General features: G+C 75.3%; 22 protein-coding genes and 1 pseudogene. 12 read left to right on the forward strand and 11 right to left on the reverse strand.

The features are described from left to right. Window positions 1-3: 3 nt before the first annotated feature. Window positions 4-1,770: a DUF5719 family protein gene (locus GJV82_RS05690; protein WP_155098547.1), complete on the forward strand. Its 1,767-nt coding sequence runs from the start codon at window positions 4-6 to the stop codon at window positions 1,768-1,770. 12 nt (window positions 1,771-1,782) lie between these two features. Here the strand turns inward: GJV82_RS05690 and GJV82_RS20680 are convergent, their stop codons facing one another. Next, entirely contained in the window at window positions 1,783-2,361 is a 579-nt protein-coding gene (locus tag GJV82_RS20680) for a metallopeptidase family protein (RefSeq protein WP_318657323.1), read from the reverse strand. Window positions 2,362-2,475: 114 nt separating this feature from the next. Here GJV82_RS20680 and GJV82_RS05700 point away from each other — a divergent pair, with 114 nt between their 5' ends. Further along, window positions 2,476-2,829 (forward strand): DUF3499 domain-containing protein, encoded by a 354-nt coding sequence (locus GJV82_RS05700; protein ID WP_047232115.1) that lies wholly within the window; start codon window positions 2,476-2,478, stop codon window positions 2,827-2,829. A gap of 4 nt (window positions 2,830-2,833) precedes the next feature. On the opposite strand, the gene GJV82_RS05705 is transcribed toward GJV82_RS05700, so the two are convergent. Beyond that, window positions 2,834-3,451, reverse strand: a complete 618-nt coding sequence (locus tag GJV82_RS05705) for a dTDP-4-dehydrorhamnose 3,5-epimerase family protein (protein WP_155098548.1) — start codon at window positions 3,449-3,451, stop codon at window positions 2,834-2,836. A gap of 37 nt (window positions 3,452-3,488) precedes the next feature. Between GJV82_RS05705 and rfbD the strand changes: the two genes are divergently transcribed. After that, window positions 3,489-4,391, forward strand: a complete 903-nt coding sequence (gene rfbD / locus GJV82_RS05710) for a dTDP-4-dehydrorhamnose reductase (RefSeq protein ID WP_318657324.1) — start codon at window positions 3,489-3,491, stop codon at window positions 4,389-4,391. Here the strand turns inward: rfbD and rfbA are convergent. Next, entirely contained in the window at window positions 4,364-5,227 is an 864-nt protein-coding gene (rfbA, locus tag GJV82_RS05715; RefSeq protein WP_155098550.1) for a glucose-1-phosphate thymidylyltransferase RfbA, read from the reverse strand. The genes rfbD and rfbA overlap by 28 nt on opposite strands. A gap of 120 nt (window positions 5,228-5,347) precedes the next feature. Between rfbA and rfbB the strand changes: the two genes are divergently transcribed. From rfbB to GJV82_RS05730, 3 genes are all read left to right on the forward strand, one after another. Then, window positions 5,348-6,343: a dTDP-glucose 4,6-dehydratase gene (gene rfbB, locus GJV82_RS05720; RefSeq protein ID WP_318657325.1), complete on the forward strand. Its 996-nt coding sequence runs from the start codon at window positions 5,348-5,350 to the stop codon at window positions 6,341-6,343. Between the two features lie 61 nt (window positions 6,344-6,404). Continuing rightward, complete coding sequence (locus GJV82_RS05725) at window positions 6,405-7,877, forward strand: phosphomannomutase/phosphoglucomutase (protein WP_318657326.1); 1,473 nt, start codon at window positions 6,405-6,407, stop codon at window positions 7,875-7,877. Then, on the forward strand, window positions 7,874-8,062 hold the full coding sequence (locus tag GJV82_RS05730; RefSeq protein ID WP_155098552.1) for a Trm112 family protein: 189 nt from the start codon (window positions 7,874-7,876) through the stop codon (window positions 8,060-8,062). Before GJV82_RS05725 ends, GJV82_RS05730 begins: the two co-directional genes overlap by 4 nt. Before the next feature lie 131 nt (window positions 8,063-8,193). On the opposite strand, the gene GJV82_RS05735 is transcribed toward GJV82_RS05730, so the two are convergent. From GJV82_RS05735 to GJV82_RS05745, 3 genes are all read right to left on the reverse strand, one after another. Beyond that, complete coding sequence (locus GJV82_RS05735) at window positions 8,194-9,132, reverse strand: glycine betaine ABC transporter substrate-binding protein (RefSeq protein ID WP_155098553.1); 939 nt, start codon at window positions 9,130-9,132, stop codon at window positions 8,194-8,196. 109 nt (window positions 9,133-9,241) lie between these two features. Further along, complete coding sequence (locus tag GJV82_RS05740; protein WP_024839364.1) at window positions 9,242-10,111, reverse strand: ABC transporter permease; 870 nt, start codon at window positions 10,109-10,111, stop codon at window positions 9,242-9,244. Beyond that, the gene (locus tag GJV82_RS05745) at window positions 10,108-11,436 is read right to left on the reverse strand and encodes a quaternary amine ABC transporter ATP-binding protein (RefSeq protein ID WP_404812929.1); all 1,329 of its coding nucleotides are present in this window, start codon (window positions 11,434-11,436) and stop codon (window positions 10,108-10,110) included. Before GJV82_RS05745 ends, GJV82_RS05740 begins: the two co-directional genes overlap by 4 nt. 577 nt (window positions 11,437-12,013) lie before the next feature. Here GJV82_RS05745 and ahcY point away from each other — a divergent pair. From ahcY to GJV82_RS20865, 5 genes and pseudogenes are all read left to right on the forward strand, one after another. Then, a complete protein-coding gene (gene ahcY / locus GJV82_RS05750) occupies window positions 12,014-13,582 on the forward strand; it encodes an adenosylhomocysteinase (RefSeq protein WP_155098554.1) in 1,569 nt (522 codons plus the stop codon). A gap of 31 nt (window positions 13,583-13,613) precedes the next feature. Continuing rightward, the gene (locus tag GJV82_RS05755) at window positions 13,614-14,216 is read left to right on the forward strand and encodes a hypothetical protein (protein ID WP_155098555.1); all 603 of its coding nucleotides are present in this window, start codon (window positions 13,614-13,616) and stop codon (window positions 14,214-14,216) included. A 99-nt stretch (window positions 14,217-14,315) separates the two neighbouring features. Continuing rightward, window positions 14,316-15,824 carry a sensor histidine kinase gene (locus GJV82_RS05760; RefSeq protein ID WP_155098556.1) on the forward strand — a complete coding sequence of 503 codons (1,509 nt, stop codon included), beginning with the start codon at window positions 14,316-14,318 and terminating at the stop codon, window positions 15,822-15,824. Window positions 15,825-15,936: 112 nt separating this feature from the next. Then, complete coding sequence (locus tag GJV82_RS05765; protein WP_024839359.1) at window positions 15,937-16,596, forward strand: response regulator transcription factor; 660 nt, start codon at window positions 15,937-15,939, stop codon at window positions 16,594-16,596. Between the two features lie 380 nt (window positions 16,597-16,976). After that, window positions 16,977-17,978, forward strand: a pseudogene (locus GJV82_RS20865) (acyltransferase family protein); the annotation flags it as partial. Window positions 17,979-18,095: 117 nt separating this feature from the next. Here GJV82_RS20865 and GJV82_RS05775 read toward each other — a convergent pair. Then, window positions 18,096-18,914 (reverse strand): RDD family protein, encoded by an 819-nt coding sequence (locus GJV82_RS05775; protein WP_115942987.1) that lies wholly within the window; start codon window positions 18,912-18,914, stop codon window positions 18,096-18,098. An 89-nt stretch (window positions 18,915-19,003) separates the two neighbouring features. Here GJV82_RS05775 and GJV82_RS05780 point away from each other — a divergent pair, with 89 nt between their 5' ends. Continuing rightward, the gene (locus GJV82_RS05780; RefSeq protein ID WP_024839356.1) at window positions 19,004-19,993 is read left to right on the forward strand and encodes a stage II sporulation protein M; all 990 of its coding nucleotides are present in this window, start codon (window positions 19,004-19,006) and stop codon (window positions 19,991-19,993) included. Window positions 19,994-20,012: 19 nt separating this feature from the next. On the opposite strand, the gene GJV82_RS05785 is transcribed toward GJV82_RS05780, so the two are convergent. The 4 genes from GJV82_RS05785 to GJV82_RS05795 form a co-directional block, all read right to left on the reverse strand. After that, window positions 20,013-21,194 (reverse strand): winged helix DNA-binding domain-containing protein, encoded by a 1,182-nt coding sequence (locus GJV82_RS05785; RefSeq protein ID WP_155098557.1) that lies wholly within the window; start codon window positions 21,192-21,194, stop codon window positions 20,013-20,015. A gap of 7 nt (window positions 21,195-21,201) precedes the next feature. Further along, entirely contained in the window at window positions 21,202-21,324 is a 123-nt protein-coding gene (locus GJV82_RS20440) for a hypothetical protein (RefSeq protein WP_255318720.1), read from the reverse strand. A gap of 141 nt (window positions 21,325-21,465) precedes the next feature. Next, window positions 21,466-22,758: a DUF58 domain-containing protein gene (locus GJV82_RS05790; RefSeq protein ID WP_318657327.1), complete on the reverse strand. Its 1,293-nt coding sequence runs from the start codon at window positions 22,756-22,758 to the stop codon at window positions 21,466-21,468. Window positions 22,759-22,768: 10 nt separating this feature from the next. Next, a partial coding sequence (locus GJV82_RS05795) for an AAA family ATPase (protein ID WP_263971388.1) occupies window positions 22,769-23,847 on the reverse strand: 1,079 nt, incomplete at its 5' end.

Below are 23,847 nucleotides of genomic sequence, written 5' to 3' on the forward strand. Positions count from 1 at the left end.
GCGGTGACGACGGAGAACGAGACGGGCGAGGGCCGGGCGGTCCCGGACGGGACGACCGCCGGGACGTCCCGCAGCCGGCGGCGCGGGATGGTGCGACGCGTCACGACGACCGGCGCCGGCCTGGTCGGGATGCTCGCGGTCGGCGCCGTGGCCGCGCTCGGGAGCACGGGTGCGACGCTCGTCCCCGCCGCGCCGGCCCCCGCCGACCCGGTCGAGCAGGTCGCCGTCGAGCCGGCCCCCGAGATCACGGTCTGCCCGGGCCCCGCGCGCCTCACCGACCCGGAGACGGTCGGCGACGCGCAGTTCGGTCCCGCGCCGGTGGGCACCGAGAGCAGCCTGCGCGCGGTCGTGGCGGGCGACGGGTCGGCCGGGCTCGGCGCGTTCGACGGCACGGCCGCGCGCGCCGACGCCCGGGCGCTCGATCGCGCCCCGGACGCGGACGCGACGGTGAGCACCGTCGAGGACCCTGCTGCGGGCAGCGTCCTGACCGTGCGCCCGGGCGAGGGAGCGGCGCCGCGGGTCGCGGCGTCGGTCGGATCCGTGACGACCGCCGGCGACCTGCGCGGCCTCGCCGCGGCGAGCTGCGCACGGCCCGGCATCAGCCAGTGGCTCGTGGGCGGGAGCACCCAGATCGGCAGCAGCACCCAGCTCGTGCTCCAGAACCCGGGCCTCACGCCGGCGGTCGTCCAGGTGGACGTCTGGGGCCAGGGCGGCCCGGCGGTGCTCTCCGGGGGCGGGCAGCAGCTCGTCGGTCCGGGCGAGGAGGTCGTGACGCTCGTCGAGGCCGCCGCCCCCGAGCAGCGCCGCCTCGTCGTGCACGTCGCGGCGTCCGGCGGGCTCGTCTCCGCGTACCTCCAGCACTCGACGCTCGACGGTCTGGTCCCGCTCGGGGTCGACTATGTCGTCCCCGGTGCGGAGCCTGCCGAGGACCTCGCGCTCGCGGGCGTCACGAGCGTCGGCGAGGCCGTCGACGACCCGCACGCCCCGCAGCTGCGCCTCCTCGCCCCGGGCGACGCCGCCGGGACCGCACGCGTCACGGTCTACGGTGCGGACGGCCCCGTGCCGCTGCGTGGCGTGGAGGACGTCGCCCTCACGCCCGGGGTGGTCACCGACGTCTCGCTCGGCGGGCTCCCGGCCGGCTCGTACGCCGTGGCCGTGCATGCGGACGTCCCCGTCGTCGCCGGCGCGTCGGTCGACCGGCGCGGCGAGGCAGACCCCGACCTGCTGCACGAGGAACGTCAGTACGACCGGGCGTGGATCGCGGCGCGCACGCTGACGCCGGCGTCCGCGGACGCTCTTCCCGACGAGGACGCCCCCGTCCACGAGGCCGACGCGCGTGCGGGTCAGGTTGCGCTCGTGCCCGGGACGGCGTCGGCGCTGACGCTAGCGGCGGTCCCGACGGCGGGCGGGGCGGAGGGCGACGACGTGACCGGACGCCTCGAGCTCCGCGTCCGCGCCTACGACGAGGACGGCGCCGAGGCCGGGACCACGACCGTGCAGCTCGCGGCCGGCACGGCGCAGACGCTCGACCCGTCCACGCTGCGGCCCGAGGGCTCGGAGGCGGTGGTCGCGGCCCTGACGGTCGACGTCGTCGGTACGCGGGGTGACCTGGACCCCGTCTGGTCGGTCACGGCGAGCGCGGGTCCGCCGAGCGGCGACGAGGGCGACGAGACACCGAGCCTGCTCTCGGTGCTGACGCCCGTCGTCGACGCGCCCGCGCCCGGCGAGGTCGCCGTCCGCGCGTCGGGCACCGCCGGCCTCGGGGGCTGACGGGCGCCGCACTCAGCGGTCGCCCGTGTACCGGGGGTCGATCTCCTCGGGGGTGCGGGCCAGCAGGTGCGCGACCTGCTCGACGAGCACGTCCCGGACGAGGTCCTCGAGATCCTCGGCGTCGAAGGCACGAGCCTCGATCGGACGCCGGTAGACGACGATGCGTGCGGGCTGCCCGGACTCTGCGGGGAAGCACCGGCCGAGCGGCACGCCACCGTCCTCCCAGGGTGCCGGGTCCGACGGCGGGACGTCCTCGACCGCGAACTCCGTCCCACGCAGCTGCTTGGCCCACGAGCGCTCGACCCGTTCGACGACGTCCACGACGACGTCGTCGAACTTCTCCGCCCGCGTGCGGCTCGCGGGGGCGGTGGGCGGCAGGAGCGGCCCGCGGATGCCGCGACCACGGCGGTCCCGGCGTCGCGGCACGGGTCCCTGGCCGCCCGGACCGGGCGCACGGGGCGGGATGACGAGGTCGTCGAAGGAGACCGGAGCAGGGGTGGCGGCGCCGCGCCGCGACCAGCGGTCGCGGGCTCGGCGCCCCTTGCCGGCGGGCTCGGGCCGCGAGCCGGGGGAGGGAGTGTTGCCACGCACACGACGACTCTAGCCCGCGGCGAACCGGCGCAGCGTGCCCACCACCGGCGGCGCAGGCACCTCGGACGGCGTGTGGCGTCTCCGCGACACGCCCGGAGGGCGTAAGGTCAGCGCGTGAGATCCGTCAGGCAGTGCTCGCGCACGGCGTGCGTCCGTGCCGCCGTCGCGACCCTCACCTACGTCTACGCCGACTCCACGGCGGTTCTGGGCCCGCTCGCGCACCTCGCCGAGCCGCACAGCTACGACCTGTGCGCCGAGCACGCGGAACGCCTCACCGCGCCGCGCGGCTGGGAGGTCGTGCGTCTGTCGCCGCAGTTCGTCGAGACCGGCCCGAGCGACGACGACCTGTCAGCGCTCGCGGACGCGGTGCGCGAGGCCGGCAAGGTGCGGACGGAGCCCGAGCCGCCGGATGTCACCGAGGTCGGACGACGTGGTCACCTGCGCGTGCTGCGCGCCGAGGGCGACTGACCCGTCACCGGCCGAGGGTGCGCACGTACGCGTCGACCTCGTCGGCGCGGGGGAGCGCACCGGCCTCGAGCGCGGCCCGGAGCGACGGGGCCGCGGCGTCCTTCGCGGAGAACGACGGGACCAGCACGCGTCCGTCGGGCCCCGACGTCGGCCAGGCGATCGCGAGGTCGCGGTCGGTCGGGTCCACGCCGTGCTCACGCTCGGGCGCGTACCCGCTCGAGCAGAGGTAGACGACGGTCGCCCCGTCCTCGAGCGCCATGAACGCGTGCCCCACGCCCTCCGGGAGGAAGACCGCGCGACGCTCGTGCGTGTCGAGGGTCACCGCGTCCCAGTGCCCGAACGTCGGGGAGCCGACCCGGAGGTCGACGACGACGTCGAGGACGGAACCCGCGACGCACGTCACGTACTTCGCCTGACCGGGCGGGACGTCGGCGTAGTGGACGCCGCGGACGACGCCGGCTGCCGACACCGACGCGTTCGCCTGCGCCAGGTCGAGGGCACGTCCGGTCGCCTCGCGCAGGACCGAGGCCTTGAACCACTCCAGGAAGACCCCGCGCTCGTCGGCGTGCTGGCGCGGGGTGAGCTCCCACGCGCCGGGGACGGTCAGCTCACGGGCGTTCATGCTGCTCCTCGGTAGGGTGCGTGCGGAGGTGGTCGTGGTGCGATGGGTGGTCACGGGGGCCGGGGGGATGCTCGGCACCGACCTCGTCGACCTGCTGCGCGCCCGGGGCGAGAACGTTCGCGCACCGGGCCGTGCGGGGCTGGACGTCACGGACGCCGCGGCGGTCGACGGCGCGGTGCGGGGAGCGGACGTCGTCGTCAACGCGGCCGCGTACACCGCGGTCGACGCGGCGGAGGACGACGAGGCACGAGCCTTCGCCGTCAACGCGGTCGCCGCACAGCACGTCGCGCGGGCAGCGGCGCGGCACGGCGCGCGGCTCGTCCACGTCTCGACGGACTACGTCTTCGACGGCGGGGCGACCGGCCCGGACGCGAGACCCTACGCCGAGGACGCCCCGCTCGCGCCGCGCTCGGCGTACGGGCGCTCCAAGGCGGCCGGGGAGTGGGCGGTGCGGTCCGAGCACCCCGGCGGCCTGGTCGTCCGCACGGCCTGGCTCTACGGCGCCCACGGCACGTGCTTCCCTCGGACGATCGTGCGCCTCGCGCGCGATCGCGGGTCGGTGGACGTCGTCGGCGACCAGGTCGGTCAGCCGACGTGGACCATGGACGTCGCCGATCTCGTGATGCGTCTCGTCGGCGCGGGAGCGCCGGGCGGGACCTACCACGGGACGGCCCAGGGGCAGGCGTCGTGGTGGGAGCTCGCACGGGAGGTCGTCGCTGCCGCAGGTCTCGACCCGGAGGGCGTCCGGCCGACGTCGAGCGCGGTCCTCGCCCGTCCCGCGCCCCGTCCCGCGTGGTCCGTCCTGGGGCACGACGCGCTGCGTCGCCTCGGGGTGGAGCCGATCGGGGACTGGCGCGAGCGGTGGCGTGCCGCCGCCCCGCGAGTGCTCGCCGGGCTCGACGACCCGAGCGCTCACGTGTCGAGCAGCGACAGCAGGTAGGTGCCGTAGCGCGACGGCGCGAGCGCGGTCGCCCGCTCGCGCAGCTCCTCGTCCGAGAGGAACCCGCGCCGCCACGCGACCTCCTCCGGCGCCCCGATCTTCAGCCCTTGACGGTTCTCGATCGTGCGGACGAAGTCGCTCGCGTCGAGCAGCGAGTCGACCGTCCCGGTGTCGAGCCAGGCCGTGCCCCGCGGCAGGACCTCGACCTGGAGCCGTCCTTCGCGCAGGTAGTGCAGGTTGACGTCGGTGATCTCGTACTCGCCGCGCGCCGACGGCCGGAGCGAGCGTGCGACGTCGACGACGTCCGCCGAGTAGAAGTAGAGGCCGGGGACCGCGTAGCTGCTCCGGGGCCGGACCGGCTTCTCCTCGATGCTCAGCGCGCGCCCGGTATCGTCGAACTCGACCACGCCGTACGCCGTCGGGTCAGCGACGCGGTAGGCGAAGACGGCGCCGCCGTCGATCCCCGCGAAGCGCTGGAGCCGGTCGCCGAGACCGGGGCCGTAGAAGATGTTGTCGCCGAGCACGAGAGCCGCGGAGTCGCCGTCGAGGAAGTCGGCGCCGAGCACGAACGCCTGCGCGAGCCCGTTCGGCTCGGCCTGCACCGCGTAGGAGACGGAGATCCCGAACTGCGACCCGTCGCCGAGCAGGCGCTCGAACGCGGCGGCGTCGTGCGGCGTCGTGATGACCAGGACGTCGCGGATCCCGGCGAGCAGGAGCGTCGAGAGCGGGTAGTACACCATCGGCTTGTCGTAGACGGGCAGGAGCTGCTTGCTCACGCCGAGCGTGATGGGGTGCAGGCGCGTGCCCGCGCCCCCTGCCAGGACGATCCCCTTCATCCCGGAAGGCTCTCACGAGAGCCGCGCCCGGCGGCGGGTGAAATGCCCGGTGACGGGCCGGGACGCGACGCGCCGTCGATAGACTCGCCGCGGCAGGTGGACGCGTCGAGGAGGTCGGCTGTGCGGGTGCTCGTGACCGGAGGCGCCGGCTTCATCGGGGCGAACTTCGTGCGTCGCACGGTCGAGACGCGCCCCGACGCGCACCTCGTCGTGCTCGACGCGCTGACGTACGCGGGCGACGCGCGCTCGCTCGACCCGGTGCGCGACCGCGTACGGCTCGAGGTCGGCGACGTGGCGGACCCGGACGTCGTGGACCGGCTCGTCGCCGAGGCCGACCTCGTGGTGCACTTCGCCGCGGAGTCGCACAACGACAACTCGCTCACGGACCCGTCGCCCTTCGTGCGGACCAACGTCGTCGGCACGTTCACGCTCCTGGAGGCGGTGCGCCGCCACGGCGTGCGCCTGCACCACGTCTCGACCGACGAGGTCTACGGGGACCTCGAGCTCGACGACCCGGGGCGCTTCACCGAGGCCACGGCGTACAACCCGTCGTCGCCCTACTCGTCGACGAAGGCGTCGAGCGACCTGCTCGTGCGCGCGTGGGTGCGCTCGTTCGGCGTGCGCGCGACGATCTCCAACTGCTCCAACAACTACGGCCCGTACCAGCACGTCGAGAAGTTCATCCCGCGGCAGATCACCAACCTCCTCGACGGGGGCCGCCCCAAGCTCTACGGCCGGGGCGCGAACGTGCGCGACTGGATCCACGTGGACGACCACAACGACGCGGTCTGGGCGATCGTCGAGCGCGGGACGCCCGGCGAGACGTACCTCGTGGGGGCGGACGGCGAGCGCTCGAACCTCGAGGTCGTCCAGGACCTCCTCGAGATCTTCGGCCGCGACCGCGACGACTACGAGCTCGTCGCGGACCGCGCGGGCCACGACCTGCGGTACGCGATCGACGCGACGCGTCTGCGGACCGAGCTGGGCTGGGCGCCGCGGTACACGTCGTTCCGCGAGGGGCTCGCGCGGACCGTGGACTGGTACCGCGAGCACGAGGACTGGTGGCGCCCCGCCAAGGCGCGCACCGAGGCCCGGTACGCCGCGAGCGGGCAGTAGCGGCGTCCCGGCCGGGAGGGCGCCGCGGCGCGTGCGGATCGTGCGCGGATACAGTGGGCGCGTGACGACCGACCTCTCCCACCTCATCAAGGCGTACGACGTCCGCGGCACCGTCCCGGACCAGCTCAACCCCCAGGTGGCGCGGGCCGTCGGCGCGGCGTTCGCGCGGGCCGTCGTCCTGCCCGAGGCGCCCGCCGGGTCGAGCGACGCGCCGGCGCGGTCGCGCGTCGTCGTCGGGCACGACATGCGCGACTCCGGACCCGCGCTCGTGGACGCGTTCGCGGCGGGCCTCACGGACGCGGGCGTGGACGTCGTGCGGATCGGGCTGTGCTCCACGGACGGGCTCTACCACGCGTCCGGCGCGCTCGGCGTGCCCGGCGCGATGTTCACCGCGAGCCACAACCCGGCGGTGTACAACGGCATCAAGCTGTGCCGCGCGGGGGCTCGTCCCGTGGGGCAGGACTCGGGGCTCGCGGAGGTGCGCCGACTCGCGGAGGGCTACCTCGACGAGGGCCTCCCGGACCCCGCTGACGACCCGGGATCGGTCACGGACCGCGACACGCTCGCGGACTACGCGGCGTTCCTGCGCTCGCTGGTCGACCTGTCGGGGATCCGGCCGCTCAAGGTCGTCGTGGACGCGGGCAACGGGATGGGCGGCTACACCGTCCCCGCGGTGCTCGGCACGGGTGCCGGGCTGCCCGCGCTGCCGCTCGACGTCGTGCCGCTGTACTTCGAGCTCGACGGCACGTTCCCGAACCACGAGGCGAACCCGCTCGACCCGGAGAACCTGCGCGACCTCCAGGCCGCCGTCGTGGAGCACGGCGCCGACCTCGGGCTCGCGTTCGACGGTGACGCCGACCGCTGCTTCGTCGTCGACGAGCACGGCGACCCGGTGTCGCCGTCCGCGATCACCGCGCTCGTGGGGCTGCGCGAGGTCGCAAAGGAGCTCGAGGCGGGGCGCACGCCGACGGTGATCCACAACCTCATCACGTCGCGCGCCGTGCCGGACTTCCTGGGGGCAGCGGGCGCGCGGACCGTGCGCACGCGCGTCGGCCACTCGTTCATCAAGGCGGAGATGGCGGACAACGACGCCGTGTTCGGCGGCGAGCACAGCGCGCACTACTACTTCCGCGACTTCTTCTTCGCGGACACCGGGATGCTCGCGGCGATGCACGTGCTCGCCGCGCTCGGGTCGCAGCCGCACCCGCTGTCGGCGCTCGGGGAGATGTACGAGCCGTACGTCGCCTCGGGCGAGATCAATTCGACCGTTGCCGACGTGCCCGCGGCCCGGGCGCGCGTCGTCGAGGCCTACGTGACGCAGCAGGGCGGGGGCCCGGTCGAGGTCGACGAGCTCGACGGGCTGACCGTCTCGCACTGGGACTCCCACCCGCAGTGGTGGTTCAACCTCCGCGCCTCGAACACCGAGCCGCTGCTGCGGCTCAACGTCGAGGCGGCCGACGAGGACATCATGGAGAAGGTGCGCGACGACGTCCTGTCGCTCGTGCGCACGCACGACGACGAGGAGCGAGCATGAGCCTGCAGATCGACCCCTGGGTGCGCGAGGCGCTGCGCTGCCCCGTGACGGGCGCGCGGCTCGTCGAGGGCACCGGGCCGTCCGGCGAGCCGGAGCTGCACTCCACCGACCCCGACCGCCCGCTCGCATACCCCGTGCGCGACGGGATCCCGGTCCTGCTGGAGAACGACGCGCGCGAGCTCTGAGAGCCGCAGCGGTCCCCTGAACGGCAGAAGGCCGGCTCCCCGCTGGGGAGCCGGCCTTCGTCGTCAGCGCGCCTGGGCGCACCGACGCGGCTGCGGCGAACCGAGGACCGCAGCCCGTCCGTCGCGCGGCGTCAGACGCCCGCGGACTCCTTGAGGTCGTCGACGAACGTCGGGTTCGCCTCGAGCCACGCCTGGACGGCCTCGGCCTCGTCGGCGTACTCGTCGGAGTTGAACATCATGTTCTCGAGCGAGAAGAGCTGCTCGTCGTCCAGGGTGAAGGCACCGACGAGCTTGGTCAGCGTCGGGTAGCGCTCCTCGAAGTCGCCCGCGCCGTAGGTGTGGATGGACTCGGCGTCACCGAGCGTGCCCTCGGGGTCCTCGAGGTCGCGCACGGGGAACTCGTCGTAGGCCCAGTGCGGACGCCAGAGCGTCACGGCGATGTTCTCGCCGGCCTCGGTCGCGCCCTTGAGCTCGGCGAGCATGGCCGGGGTCGAGGAGATGGTGTAGTCCATGCCCTCGAGGCCGTACGTGGGGATGACCGCGTCCTGGGTGACCTTGGTCAGGCCGGCGCCCGCCTCGATCCCGACGAGCTTGTTGCCGTACTCGTCGGCCATGGACGCGAGGTCCTCGAGGGACTGCGCGGGCGAGTCCTCGTTGACGGCGATCGTGAGCTTGGCGTCGTCGTACCACGTGCCGAGGTCGGTGATGTCGTCGCCGTACTTCGCGACGTACTCCTCGTGCGTGATCGGGAGCCACGCGTCGAAGAGCAGGTCGAAGTCGCCGCCCGCGAGGCCGGTGAACACGACGCCGATCTCGCCGGTCTGCGTCTCGACGTCGTAGCCCTCCTCCTCGAGGATCGCCTTCCACAGGTGGGAGACGGCGATGCCCTCGTCCCAGCCGGAGGGGATGCCGATCGAGACCGAGGACTCGTCCTCGCCGGTCGAGGCGTCGCCGGAGCCGGAGCCCGACTCGGACGCGCAGGCGCTCAGGCCGAGGCCGAGCACCGCGGCGGCGGCGACGGCGGCCGAGCGGCGGGCCGTGCGGGTGCGGGACGTGCGTGCGGGAGTCATGCGTGTCCTTCCGTCGGGCGGCCGGAGACCGGCCGCCGTGGGTGGGGTGGGTGCCCGACGGCGTCGGGCGGGGCGTACGGGGCGCGGGCGGGCCGCGCCGTGGGTGGGGTCAGGCCCGCGTCGCGGCGAGGGCGCGCGCGACGGGCGCCTTGGCGCCGAGGCCGGCGGTCACGCGGTCGAGGAACATCGCGAGGATGACGACGGACAGGCCCGCCTCGAAGCCGAGCGCGATGTCGATGCTCGACAGCGCCGCGACGACGTCGTTGCCGAGGCCGCCGGCGCCGACCATGCCCGCGATGACGACCATGGAGAGCGACAGCATGATGACCTGGTTGACGCCGGCCATGATCGTCGGCAGGGCGAGCGGGAGCTGGATCTGGCGCAGGATGCGGCCCGGCGTGGAGCCGAACGCGTGCCCGGCCTCGACGACCTCGGAGTCCACCTGCCGGATGCCGAGCTCGGTGAACCGGACGCCGGGCGCCATGGCGAAGATGATCGTCGCGATGATCCCCGGCACGGGGCCGGTGAGGAAGATGACGACGGTCGGGATGAGGTAGACGAACGCCGGCATGGTCTGCATGAAGTCGAGCACCGGCCGCACGACCGCGGAGACGCGGTCGTCGCGCGCGGCCCAGATGCCGAGCGGGACGGCGAGGAGCAGCGCGATCGCCGCCGACAGCAGGACGAGCGCGAGGGTGTCCATCGCGTTGCCCCACTGGTCGACGCCGGCGATGACGACGAACCCGACGAGCGAGCCGAGCGCCAGCTTCCAGCCCTTGACGAAGAACGCGAGGGCGGCGAGCACGACGGCGACGACCCAGAACGGCGGGCTCGCCAGGATCGTGTCGAGCGCGTCGTAGACGCCGACGAGGACGTCCTTGACGAAGCGGAACAGGGGGCGGAACGTCGTCGTGATCCAGCTGACGAACGTGTCGACCCAGTCGCCGAGGGGGATGCGGGGCACGAGCGTGTCGGTCACGCGGCACCTCCCTCGGTCGAGGCGACGGCGTCCGGGGCGGTGCCGAGGTCGATCTCGCCGGTGCGGGGCTGGTCCGCGGGGACCATGGCCTCGAGCAGCGTCACGCGCGGGACGACGCCCACGAGCCGGCCGTCGGCGTCCGTGACGGGCACGGGGAGGGAGGACTCCGCGGCGGGGGCGAAGATCTCCGCGAGGGGCGTGTCGGGCGAGACGGGCGCGACGCCGTCGTGCACGAGGTCCCCGATGGTCTCCTTGCCGGCGCGGAGCGCAGCCACGGCGTCGTCGTCGCGCACGATGCCGTGGAGCACGCGCTGGCGGTCGACGACGTACGCGGCCGACACCTGCGCCTCGCGCATCGCGCGGCTCGCCTGGCGCGGCCCACCGCTCACGGGGACGACGACGGCAGGGCGCACCATGACGGACGAGGCCGTGAGGACGCGCGTGCGGTCGACGTCGGCGACGAACTGGGCGACGTAGTCGTTCGCGGGGTCGGACAGGATCTGCTCGGCGGTGCCGATCTGGACGATCCGGCCGTCGCGCATCACGGCGATGCGGTCGCCGAGGTGCATGGCCTCGTTGAGGTCGTGCGTGATGAACACGATCGTCTTGCCGAGGCGCTGCTGGAGGTCGAGGAGCTGCTCCTGCATCTCGCGGCGGATGAGCGGGTCGAGCGCGCTGAACGCCTCGTCCATGAGCAGCACGTCGGTGTCGGCCGCGAGCGCGCGGGCGAGGCCGACGCGCTGGCGCATGCCGCCGGAGAGCTGCGACGGGAGGGAGTCCTCCCAGCCGCCGAGCCCGACGAGGTCGAGCGCGCGGCGCGCCTTCTCGCGGCGCTCGGCCTTGGCGACGCCCTGGATCTCGAGCGGGTACGCCGCGTTGTCGAGGACGGTGCGGTGGGGCAGGAGCGCGAAGTGCTGGAACACCATGCTCACGCTGCGGCGGCGCAGGGCGCGCAGCTGCTTGGCGTCGGTCGCCGCGAGGTCGGTGCCGCCGACGAGGACGTGGCCGGACGTGGGCTTCCACAGGCCGTTGAGCATGCGGATGAGCGTGGACTTGCCCGAGCCGGACAGGCCCATGACGACGAAGATCTCGCCGCGCCGCACGTCGAAGCTGGCGTCGATGACCGCGGCGGTGCCGAGCACCTTGACGTCGTCGCGAGACGCGCCCTGCTCGAGGCGGCGGATCGCCTCGACGGGGCGGCGGCCGAAGACCTTGTAGACGTCGCGCACGGAGACGGCGACGTCGGACGGGGGCGGTCCGGTCGGGGACGACGGCCGGTCGGCGGCCGTCGTGGTGTCGGGAGGGGTCGTGCTGGGGGCTGTCACGCGAGTGGGCCTCGCCTTCCGTGCGGGGGACCGGCACGCCCCGCGCGAGGACGGCGCCAGAGGGGGCTCCGGCGGCGGCGTCTCGGGGGCGTGGCGCGAGGACCGCGTCGGCGCGTCACGGCTCGGCGCCGGGCGGCGCCCTCCGCGCTGCTCGCGCAGCGGTCCTCGTGCTGGTCCGACATCCATCGGTACCGCACCACCCTGCCTGATTCGAGGTTCAAATTCTACCTGAGGGGCCGCTGTCGGGGGTGATTCCAGGACGATTCTTGACCCGGCAACGCTGCAACGACGCGGATCGCGGCAGATCACGGATCGTTATCCCTTCGTGACCTTGAGATGGTCAAGCATTCGTGTTACGCGCGCGCCCGGGCGCGCGCGCCGGACGAAGCAGCGCGGCCTGCCCGCGCACCCCGGTCGCGCGCGCCCCGGCCGCGCGCCCGTCGTCGTCGGTAGGCTGGAGCCCGGCGGGACCGCGGTCCCGCACGGCGCGGACGGGAGCCCCCAGCGCAGCCACCGGCCGACCGCCGGCGGGCCGGCACGACCGGTCCGGCCGGCACCGAGATCGCACAGGAGAACCATGTCCACCACAGCGCAGGCCCCGACGTCCGGCGCCACCCCCGGCTTCGACGAGGTCCCCGGCCGCTACAAGGTCCGCGACCTGTCCCTCGCGGAGGCGGGCCGCCACCAGCTCCGCCTCGCCGAGCACGAGATGCCCGGCCTCATGGCGCTGCGCGCCGAGTACGGCGAGTCCCAGCCGCTCGCGGGCGCTCGGATCGCGGGCTCGCTCCACATGACGGTGCAGACCGCCGTCCTCATCGAGACCCTCGTCGCCCTCGGGGCGCAGGTGCGCTGGGCGAGCTGCAACATCTTCTCCACGCAGGACGAGGCAGCCGCGGCCGTCGTCGTCGGGCCCCACGGGACGCCCGAGGACCCGCAGGGCGTGCCCGTCTTCGCGTGGAAGGGCGAGTCGCTCGAGGAGTACTGGGACTGCACCGAGCAGATCCTGCTCTGGCCGCCCGCGGCCGACGGCACGCCGTCCGGCCCGAACCTCATCCTCGACGACGGCGGCGACGCCACGATGCTCGTCCACCTCGGGCTCCAGTACGAGCGCGCCGGGGTCGTCCCGCCGGACACGCTGCCGGGCGAGCCCGACCACACGCACGAGATGAACGTCGTGCGCGCGGTGCTGCGTCGCGCGCTCGACGCCGACCCCCTGCGCTGGACGACGGTCGCGCAGGGGATCCAGGGCGTCACCGAGGAGACGACGACGGGCGTGCACCGTCTCTACCAGCTCGCCGAGGCGGGGGAGCTCCTGTTCCCGGCGATCAACGTCAACGACTCGGTGACCAAGTCGAAGTTCGACAACAAGTACGGCATCCGCCACTCGCTGCCCGACGGGATCAACCGCGCGACCGACATCCTCATCGGGGGCAAGGTCGCGTTCGTCGCCGGGTACGGCGACGTCGGCAAGGGCGCGGCCGAGGCGTTCCGCGGCCAGGGCGCGCGCGTCGTCGTGTCCGAGGTGGACCCGATCTGCGCGCTCCAGGCCGCGATGGACGGGTTCCAGGTCGCGCGCATCGAGGACGTGCTCGGCGAGGCGGACTTTTTCATCACGACGACCGGCAACAAGGACGTCATCCGTGCCGAGCACCTCGTCGCGATGAAGGACAAGGCCGTCGTCGGGAACATCGGCCACTTCGACAACGAGATCGACATGGCGGGCCTCGCCGCGGTGCCGGGCGTCACGCGCACGGAGATCAAGCCGCAGGTGCACGAGTGGACGTTCGCCGAGCCGGGCCCGGACGGGCAGCCCGCGGGCCGCTCGATCGTCGTGCTGTCCGAGGGGCGCCTGCTCAACCTCGGCAACGCGACGGGCCACCCGTCGTTCGTCATGAGCAACTCGTTCTCCAACCAGGTGATCGGCCAGATCGAGCTCTTCCAGGACGCGACCGCCGCCGCGAGCGAGGGCCGCGAGCGCGCCTACGCGCGCCAGGTGTACCGCCTGCCCAAGGTGCTCGACGAGAAGGTCGCGCGGCTGCACCTCGGTGCGCTCGGCGTCCGGCTGACCGAGCTCTCGCCGTCCCAGGCGGAGTACCTGGGCGTGCCGGTCGAGGGCCCGTACAAGCCCGAGCACTACCGCTACTGAGCACGGGCCGCTCGGACCACCTGGAGGCAGCATGGAGCCGTCGCACGACGAGCGCGTCCCCGGCGCGCCCGCGCCCCGCGGCGGGGCGGCGGGCCGAGGCGGCGAGGTGATCGGGACCCGGCCCCCGGGCCGGGTGCGGCCCCTGTGGCACCGCGTGGGCGACCGCTGGGAGCGCGAGCCCCCGCACGACCTGCTCTACGGGGCGATCGTCGCGGGCTTCGTCATGGCCGTGTCGAGCGTGCACGCCCCGACGGGCGACCGCGTCGTGGTCGCGACGTCGCTCGTCGCCGTGGGCTACTGGCTCGCGCACTGCTACGTCGACGCGGTGAGCGGCCGCTTCCACGACAGCGGGCACTCGCTGTGGGAGCGGACGGTCGCGGCGCTCCGGCTCAACCTGGGCGTGCTGCTCGGCGCGGTCCCGGGGATCGTCGTGTACCTGGTCGGGCACGCGCTCGGCCTCGCGGTGGAGCAGGCGGCGCTCGTCGCGGTGTGGTGCACGGTCGTGCTCCTCGGCGTCGTCGGCTTCTTCGCCGCGTACCGGGCGGGCGCGCGCGGCGGGCGCCTCGTGAGCGAGACGGCGCTGGCCGCCGCGTTCGGCGGCGTCGTCATCGCCGTGAAGTACCTGCTGCACTGACGGGACCGGCGTCCGCCCGGCCGGGACGGGGGTTGTCCCCACCCCGGCCCGGCGGACGCCTCCCTGTCACGCCCGCGCGCGCTCGTCGAGACTGGCACCATGACTGCCGTGACCCCTGACCAGCCGAGCGTCGTGCCCCCGGGCGGCCCCGCGAGGCCGGGCGCCCCGTCCACCGGTGCTGCGCCCGGCCCCGGGACCGTGACGCCCGACGGCACCGCGCAGGCGGCGCCCGGCGACGTCGCGGCGTTCACCGGCTCGCGGCCCGACCCCCGCTACGTCGACCACCGCGAGCACGTGTCGTTCGTGCGCGCGCCCTTCGCGGCGCGCACCTGGCGCGAGTACGGCTACCTGTGGCTCGCGATCCTGCTCGCGCCGTTCGCGTTCGCCTACGGCCTGTTCTCCGTGACGTTCCTCGTCGCGATGCTCGTCCCGGTCCTCGGGCTCGTCCTCGCGGGCTGGGTCGTGGTCGGCGGGCGCGGCTGGGGCTCGATGTACCGGTCGATCGCGCGCTCGACGCTCGGCGTGGACGTCGCCGCCCCGGCGCCGTACGTCCGCCGCAAGGGCTTCTGGAGCACCCTGTGGCACGGGATCGGGGACGGGACCGGCTGGCGCGCCGTCCTCTTCCTCCTCGTGACGTTCCCGCTCGCGATCGTCGCGTTCGTCGCGAGCACGGTCTTCCTCGCGGTCGGCCTGGGCGGCACGACCCACTGGATCTGGTCGCGGTGGCTGCCGCTGCAGCAGGCGAGCGACGGGTCGTGGCACCGCGGGGCGTCCTTCGGGGCGAGCTGGTTCGTCGACACCCCCGTGCGCCAGCTCGCGCTCGTGCTCGCCGGGCTCGTCGTCCTCTGGCTGTGGGCGCAGGTCACGCGCGGGTTCGCGCACCTGTTCCGCGTGCTCACCGTCGCGCTGCTCGGCCCGACGCTGTCGAGCCTGCGCGTCGCCGACCTCGAGGAGTCGCGCGGGCGCACGGTGGAGGACGCCGACGCGAAGCTGCGCCGCATCGAGCGCGACCTGCACGACGGCACGCAGGCGCGCCTCGTCGCCGTGGCGATGCAGCTCGGCGAGGCGAAGGAGCAGCTGGCCTCCGGGGGCGACCCCGTCGACGCCCTGGAGCTCGTCGAACTCGCGCACTCCTCGACCAAGGAGGCCCTCGTCGAGCTCCGCGAGCTTGCGCGCGGCATCCACCCGCCCGCGCTCGACAACGGGCTCGCGGTCGCGCTCGAGACCCTCGCCGCACGCTCGCCCCTGCCCGTGACGGTCGACGTCGACCCCGCGGTCGAGGCGTCGGGCCGCCTCGCGCCCGCCGTCGAGTCGATCGCGTACTTCTGCGTCGCCGAGCTCGTGACGAACGCCGTCAAGCACGCACGCGCGACGGGCGTCTACGTGCTCGTCGAGCGGCAGGGGAGCGGGCGCGGCGCGCGCCTGCGCCTGCGGGTGCGCGACGACGGCCAGGGCGGCGCGCGCGTCGTGCAGCCCGGGGAGGACGGGCACCGGTCCGGGCTCGCGGGCCTCGCGGAGCGCGTGCGGTCCGTGGACGGCACGCTCGACCTGACGAGCCCCGTCGGCGGGCCGACCGTCGTCACGGTGCTCCTGCCCGTGCGCGTCTGACGTGTGCCCCCCCGACGGCGTCCTCCCGGGGCGGGGGACCGGCGTCGGGCACGATGGCCCCGGGGGATCCCACCAGCCCGGGCCGCACGGCCCGGCCGACCGGAAGGACACCATGCGCCTCGTCATCGCCGAGGACTCCGCCATCCTGCGGGACGGGCTCGTCGCGCTCGTGACCCGCCGCGGGCACGAGGTCGTGGCGGCCGTCGCCGACGGCGACGAGCTCGTCGCCCAGGTCGGGCACCTCGCCGCGCAGGACGCGCTGCCCGACGTCGCGGTCGTCGACATCCGCATGCCGCCCACGTTCACCGACGAGGGGCTGCGCGCCGCCCTCGCGCTGCGCGCCGCGCACCCCGACCTCGGGGTCCTGCTCTTCTCGCAGTACGTCGAGACGCGCTTCGCGAGCGAGCTCCTCACGGGCGGCGCGCGCGGCGTCGGCTACCTCCTCAAGGACCGCGTGGCCGACGTCGGCGAGTTCGTCGACGCGCTCACGCGCATCGCCGCCGGGCAGACCGTGCTCGACCCGGAGGTCGTCAGCCAGCTCATGGGCGCCTCGCGCGCCGACGACGGTCTCGCCCGGCTCACGCCGCGCGAGACCGAGGTGCTGGAGCTCATGGCGCAGGGCCGGTCGAACTCGGCGATCGCGCAGCAGCTCTACCTGTCGTACGGCGCCGTGGAGAAGAACGTCACGTCGATCTTCGGCAAGCTCGGCCTCCCGCAGGACGCGGGCGACCACCGGCGCGTGCTCGCCGTGCTGCGCTACCTCAAGGTCTGAGCGCGGGGGACAACCCCCGTACCGGCCGGGTGGCCGGCCGCGGCGAGGCCGGGGGACCCTCCCGTACCGGGACGAACGGGATGTTTCGAGACTGGTGAGCACCGGGCAACCGCCCCGGACCGCCGACCTTGGAGCATCCCGTGGCCGTCCTCTCGCCGCCGCCGTCCCCGTCCCGCACGTCGTCGCGGGCCCGCCCCACGTCCGCCCGCCCAGGCGCGTCGCCCGACCGGACGGGCCGTCCGACGTCGGACCGCGCCACGACCCCGGGCGCCGCCGCGGTCGCCGCCGCCCAGCGCGGACCGCGCCGGCCGCCGCGCGACGTGTTCGTCGACGCCGTGCGCGCCGTCGCCACCCTGAGCGTCCTCACGGCGCACTGGCTCATGGCCGACGCGACGTGGGACGGGGAGCACCTGCACGTCGGCAACGCGCTCGCGCACGGCGCCGGCTGGACGGTCACGTGGGTGCTCCAGGTCCTCGCGCTGCTGTTCTTCGCGGCCGGGGCGTCGGCCGCGTACGGGGTGCGGCCCCGGCCCGACGGCGGAGCGTCCCCCGGCCGCGCGGGTGCGGGCCGGGTCGTGGCCCGCCCGAGCGTCCCCGCCGACCTCGCGTCCGGCCTGCGCCTCGCCGGGCGGCGCCTGCCGCGGCTGCTGCGCCCCGTGGGCGTGTTCGTCGGGGCGTGGGCCGTCGCGATCGGCCTGCTGCTCGCGGCGGGCCTGCCGGGGGACGCCGTGCGCACGCTCGCGACGCTCGCGCCGCAGCTCCTGTGGTTCCTCGCCGTCTACCTCGGCCTCGTGGTGCTCACCCCGCTCCTGCGCCGCGCGCTGCACGCCGCGGGCTGGTGGGCCGTCGGCGCGCTCACCGCGCTGCCGCTCGGCGTCGAGGTGCTGCGGTTCGACGCCGGGCTGGAGCGCCTCGCGCTCGTGGACGTGCTGCTCGTCTGGGCCGTGCCCTACGCGATCGGGCTCCTGTACGCCGACGCGCGGGCGGGCGTGCGGGTCGTGCGCCGCGGCCGGGTCGTGCCCGTGGCGGTGCTCCCGCGGCCGGTCGTGCTCGTGGGCGTCGGGCTCGCCGCCGCGGCGCTCGCGGCCCTGCTCGTCGCGGTCGGCCCGTACCCGGTGTCGCTCGTCGGGATGCCGGGCGACGCGATGTCGAACCTCGGCCCGCCCACGGCGCCCGTCGTCCTGCACGGGGTCGCGCTCGTCGCGCTCGCCCTCGCCGCGCGAGGACCGCTCGTCCGTTGGGCCGACGGGCGGGGTCGGGGCGTGGTCGCGGGCCTCGCGCGGCGCTCGATGACGGTCTACCTGTGGCACCTCACGGCGATGATCGTCGTCGTCGGGGTCGTGCTCGTGGTGCTCGGTCAGGACCTCCCGGCCGTGGGCGGCGCCGACTGGTGGGCGAGCCGGCCCGTGTGGTTCGGCGCGTTCGCGCTCGTGCTCGTCGGGATCTCGCGTCTCGTCGGGCGGTTCGAGGGACCCGCGGCCGGCGCGCCGGCCCCGGCGTCAGCGCGTCGGGTCGGGCACCGAGTAGGGGAGCCGGTGCAGCATCTCCGCCTGCTCGTGCGCGAGGGCCTGCGCGCGCCGGGCCGTGGCCCGGTCGCGCTCGCGCCGCTCGGTGAGCACGGCCACGAGGAACGCCTCCGGGTGCGTCCCCGGGGGCGGACCCGGGGCGACGTACCGCTCGACCTGCGCCGCGAGCTCCTGACCCAGACGGGCGCGCGACGCGGGGTGCAGCCGGGCCGCGCGGCCGAGGAACTGGCGGGCCGCGAGCGCGAGGCCGTCGGGCAGACGGCGCATGTCGGCCCGGGCGGCCCACGCGGCGAGGTAGGGCGGCATCGCGAGCGGGGCGAGCGTCGGTCGCCCGCCCCGCACCCGGATCGCGTACGTGCCCGCAGCCATGTCGCCGAGCCGCTTGCCCTTGTCGTTCGTCAGCGACGCGACGAGCGCGACGGATCCGAGCGTCAACCAGATCTCGCCGATCCCGACGAGGGCGCGCAGGAACGCGTGCCGGAACCGGACCGGGCCGCCGTCGTCGCGCACGACGCGGATGCCGAGCGCGAGCTTGCCGAGCGACCGCCCGCGCGAGAGGGTCTCGACCGTCGTCGGGACGACGACCATGACGAGCACGGCGATCGCGACGCTGATCGCGGGCGCGAGGTCGGGGTCGACGAGCTCGAGCGTGCCCGCCGTGGCCCACAGGAGCGCGATCAGCACGACGAAGATCGTCAGGAGGTCGAGGAACAGCGCGAGGCCGCGCGTCACGAACGACGCCGGCCGCGCGTCGAGGACCACGCCCTCGCCGATCAGGATCCCGTCGCGCACGCCCGCTCCTCGCCCTCGTCCGTCCCGGGCCCGCGCCCGTCCCTCGATCGGCGCACCGGCGGCACGCCTCGTGTGGCAGGGTATCGGTCGTGGACCTCGACGCCTTCACCGACGTGCACCGCGCGGAGTGGGACCGCCTGGAGACCCTCACGCGGCGCCGCACGCTCGACGGCGCCGAGGCCGACGAGCTCGTGCGGCTCTACCAGGCGGTCGCGACGCACCTGTCGACCGTGCGGTCCGTCGCACCCGACCCGGTGCTCGTCTCGCAGCTCTCCGTGCTCCTCGGCCGGGCGCGCACGCGCATCGCCGGCGCGCACGAGCCCGCGTGGCGCGACGTGGTCCGGTTCCTCACGGTGTCGCTCCCGGCCGCGCTGTACCGCATCCGGTGGTGGTCGGTCGGCGTGACGGTCGCGTGCCTCGTCGTCGGCCTCGTCGCGGGCGTGTGGGTCGCCACGACTCCCGAGGGTCTCGCGTCGATGGGCCCGCCGAGCGTTCAGCAGAACTACGTCGACGAGGCGTTCGCGTCCTACTACGACCCGGGCATCGACTTCGCCGCCGTCGTGTGGACCAACAACGCGTGGATCGCGGCGCAGTGCGTCGGGCTGGGCATCACGGGCGTCTTCCCCGCGTACGTGCTGTTCTCCAACGCGGTGGCCGTCGGGTCGATCGGCGGCATGATGGCGGCGCACGGCGAGCTCGCGCTCTTCCTCCAGCTCATCACGCCCCACGGGCTGCTCGAGCTCATGTCCGTGTTCGTCGCCGGCGCCGCTGGCCTGCGTATCTTCTGGGCATGGGTGGACCCGGGCCCGCTGCCGCGCTCGCGCGCGCTCGCCCAGGAGGGACGCGCCCTCGTGACCGTCGCGATCGGGCTCGCGATCGCGCTCGCGGTCTCGGGCGTCATCGAGGGCTTCGTCACCGGCTCGACGATGCCCTGGTGGCTCAAGATCGTCATCGGCGCCCTCGCTCTCGCCGCGTTCTGGGTCTACACGATCGTCCTGGGCCGCCGCGCCGTGGCGGCGGGCGAGACGGGCGACCTCACCGCGGATCACGCCGGCGACGTCGTGCCGGTGGCCGCCTGAGCCGTCCCCGGCCGGTCGGTCACGCGCTCGCGTCGTGCACGACGACGCGCGCCCGGGCGTGCGGCCACGCGCACCCGACCCAGGACCGCGCCCGGTCCTCGATCCCCTCGCGGACGCCCGGTGCGCGCAGCCGGTCGGCACCGAGCGGCCGGACCTCCACGAGCACGGTGTCCTCACCGTCGGGGCGGGCCGTCCAGGCCCCGGCGACCCGGCCGTCGACGAGCACCGTCGCCGCCACCTGCCCGTTGACGCTCACGACGCTCTTCACGGGCACGTCGCCGAGGACGCGCGTGCGGTCGGCGTGCGACAGCACGAGGTTGTCGAAGTCCCCCGCGAGGACCACCGGCACGGGTGCCGTGCCGGGCGGCCGGGGCGCGTCGGGGAGGTCGAACAGCGGCGTGCCGTCCGGGCCGGTGAAGGTCACGAGCTCCGGGCGCAGCGCGTCGAACGCGGCGCGCAGGCGCGTCAGGCCCGCCCAGCGCTGCGCGTCCGCGACGGACGCGGGCCCGAACGCCGCGAGGTAGCGGCGTACGAGCCGCACGCGCGCGGCGAGGGCCGCGTCGGGGTCGGCGTCGTGCGCGACGGCGTCGAGCGCCGGGTCGGACCGTCCGAGCCACGCGTGCGCCGTCGTCCACGTGGTCGTCGTGCCGGGGCCGCTCGCACCCCACAGGCCGCGCGGCGGGACCTGGACGAGCGGGAGGAGGCATCGCGCGGCGTACGCGAGGTGCGTGGGGTCCACGTCCTCCCACCGCTGCGCGAGGCGTCGCCCGAGCTCGACCGACGTGAGCGGCTCGGCGAGCAGGTCGCGCGCGGCGCGCTCGACGTCGTCGAGGTCGACGTGCGCGAGCGCGGTCCCGTGCTGGTTCTTCGACCGCAGGTACGTCGCGAGGCCCGGGCGGGCGAGCGCGGTGAGCTCGAGCGCGTCGTCGGCGGCCACGAGGTGCACCGTGCCGCGCAGGGTCGCGACGCGCACGACCTCGCGGTCGAGCAGGCGGTCGCCCAGGTCGGCCGGGGCGAAGGCCGCCAGGCGCGACCAGAGCGCGGGGTACGGCGACGACGGGACCTGCGACTGCAGCCCCACGAGGTGGCGCACCTCGTCGAGCACCGTGGCGTCGCGCGGCACGTCGAGGTGCTGCCGCGCGAGCAGCGCGCGGTTGAGGTCGTCGTGGCTCAGCCGCGGCCCGTGCCGCTCGTCGCCCATCGCCGGGTCAGGAGAGCACGATCGCGAGCGCGGGGATGAGGAACGTCGCGAGCAGCGCCGCCACGACGATCATCGCGACGCGGCGGTTGCGTCGGGCGCGCTGCCGGGGGTCGGTCGGCTGCCAGGCCACGGGGTCTCCTGAGGTCGGGGGACGTGCTCGACGACCCTACCGCCCGACCCGTGCGGTCCCGGCCGAGCATGCGCTGAGGGCGCGTCCGTGGCCGCGGACGAGCCACAGCCGCATGGTCGGCGGCTCAGGGGTGGGTGGGGGTCAGAGGCGGCCGGCCGCCTTGAGCGCGAGGTAGGTGTCGGCGAGGCGCGGGGCGAGGTCGTCCGGGAGGGCGTCGACGACCTCGACGCCGCGCTGGCGCAGCACCGTCGTCACCGCGGCACGCTCGATCTCGCCGCGCGCGGCGGCCGCGGCGTCGTACACCTCGGCCGTGCCCGAGCGCTCGTCGCGCAGCGCGGCGACCTCGGGGTCCCCGGCGGCCGCGAGGACGACCTGGTGCTTGGCGGTGAGCTGCCCGACGACGGGCAGCAGCCCGGTCTCGACCGCGGCGGGGTCGAGCGTCGACAGGAGCACCACGAGCGCGCGCTGCGACAGACGCTCGTGCACCGCGCCGACGAGCCCGGGCCAGTCCGTCTCGAGCAGCGCGGGCTCGAGCGGGGCGAGCGCGTCGGCCATCGCGGGCATGAGCCGCGGACCGGCGGCCCCGGCGACGCGCGAGCGCACCGTGCGGTCGTACGCGACGAGCTCGACGCGGTCGCCCGCGCGGCCCGCGAGCGCGGCGAGCAGCAGCGCGGCCTCGATGCTCGCGTCGAGGCGCGGCTCGTCGCCCACGCGCGTCGCCGAGGTGCGCGACGTGTCGACGACGATCAGCACGCGCCGGTCGCGCTCGGGGCGCCACGTGCGCACGACCATGTCGCGGCCGCGCGCGGACGCCCGCCAGTCGATCGAGCGCACGTCGTCCCCGATGACGTACTCGCGCAGCGAGTCGAACTCGGTGCCCTCGCCGCGCACCTGGACCGCCGCGCGACCGTCCATCTCGCGCAGGCGCGCGAGCCGGCTCGGCAGGTGGCGCCGCGACGCGAACTCCGGCAGGACGCGCAGGCGCCCGGGCACGGGGATCGAGGCCTGGCGCGCCGCGAGCCGCAGCGGGCCGAGCGACCGGATCGTGACCCGGTCCGCGACGCGCTCGCCGCGCCGCGTGGGCACGAGCACCGTCGTCACGCGCGTCGCCTCGCCGGGCGGGAGGTCGACCGCGTGCCGGTTGCCCTGCGTCCCCGCCGACGGCGGCCACGCGTCGCGCACGAGCGCGCGCAGCCGTCGCGACGCGAGGTTCGTGAGCGTGAGGCGGGACGTCGTGGTGTCGGTGAGCCGCACCGAGCCGGGGACGCGGCGCTCGATCGCGACCCGCCGCGGGGACGCCGCGAGCGCGACGTCGAGCGCGCACAGCGCGACGACGAGCAGCGTCCACACGAGCACCGTCCCCGGCACGGGGAACAGCAGCACGGGGACGATCCCGAGCGCCGTCAGCACGACGGCGCGCCACGTCAGGGCCACGAGCGGCGCCTCAGCGGGGGACGGGGACGGACGCGAGCACGGTGTCGAGCACGCTCTCGGCCGTCACGCCCTCGAGCTCGGCCTCGGGCCGCAGCTGCACGCGGTGGCGCAGCGTGGGGTGCGCGAGCGCCTTGACGTCGTCCGGGGTCACGTAGGAGCGGCCCGAGAGCCACGCCCACGCGCGCGACGTCGCGAGCAGCGCCGTCGCACCGCGTGGGGAGACGCCGAGCGACAGCGAGGGGGAGTGGCGGGTCGCACGGCACACGTCGACGGCGTAGCCGAGGACCTCACGCGCGACCTGGACGCGCGCGACCTCCTCGCGCGCGCGGTCGAGCACGTCGCGCCCCGCGACGGCGCGGACGCCCGCGGCCGCGAGGTCGCGCGGGTTGAAGCCCGCGGCGTGGCGCGCGAGCACCTCGACCTCCTGCTCGCGCTCCGGCAGGGGCAGCACGACCTTGAGCAGGAACCGGTCGAGCTGTGCCTCGGGGAGCGGGTACGTGCCCTCGTACTCGACGGGGTTCTGCGTCGCGATGACGAGGAACGGGTCGGGCAGTGGGCGCGGCGTGCCGTCGACGGACACCTGCCGCTCCTCCATGGCCTCCAGGAGCGACGCCTGCGTCTTGGGGGGCGTGCGGTTGATCTCGTCGGCGAGCAGGAGGTTCGTGAAGACCGGGCCCTCGCGGAACGAGAACTCGGCGGTCCGCGCGTCGTACACGAGCGAGCCCGTGACGTCGCCGGGCATGAGGTCGGGCGTGAACTGCACGCGCTTGGTGCCGAGGTCGAGCGACGCCGCGAGCGTGCGCACGAGCAGCGTCTTGGCGACGCCGGGCACGCCCTCGAGCAGCACGTGCCCCTTGCACAGCAGCGCGATGAGCAGGCTCGTCACCGCACCGTCCTGCCCGACGACGGCCTTGCCGACCTCGGTGCGCACGGCGGCCAGCGCCTGGCGCAGCTCCGGGGTCGGAGCGGGCGGCACGTCGTGCGACGCGGTGGCGGTCGCCGGGTGCCCCGGGGCGGGCTGCGCGTGCGGCGCGGGCCCCTGCGGTGCCGGGGCACCGGGCGCCTGAGGCCCGGGCGCGGGCGGGCCGG

The organism is Cellulosimicrobium composti (assembly GCF_009711085.1).
Classification (GTDB): Bacteria; Actinomycetota; Actinomycetes; order Actinomycetales; family Cellulomonadaceae; genus Cellulosimicrobium; species Cellulosimicrobium composti.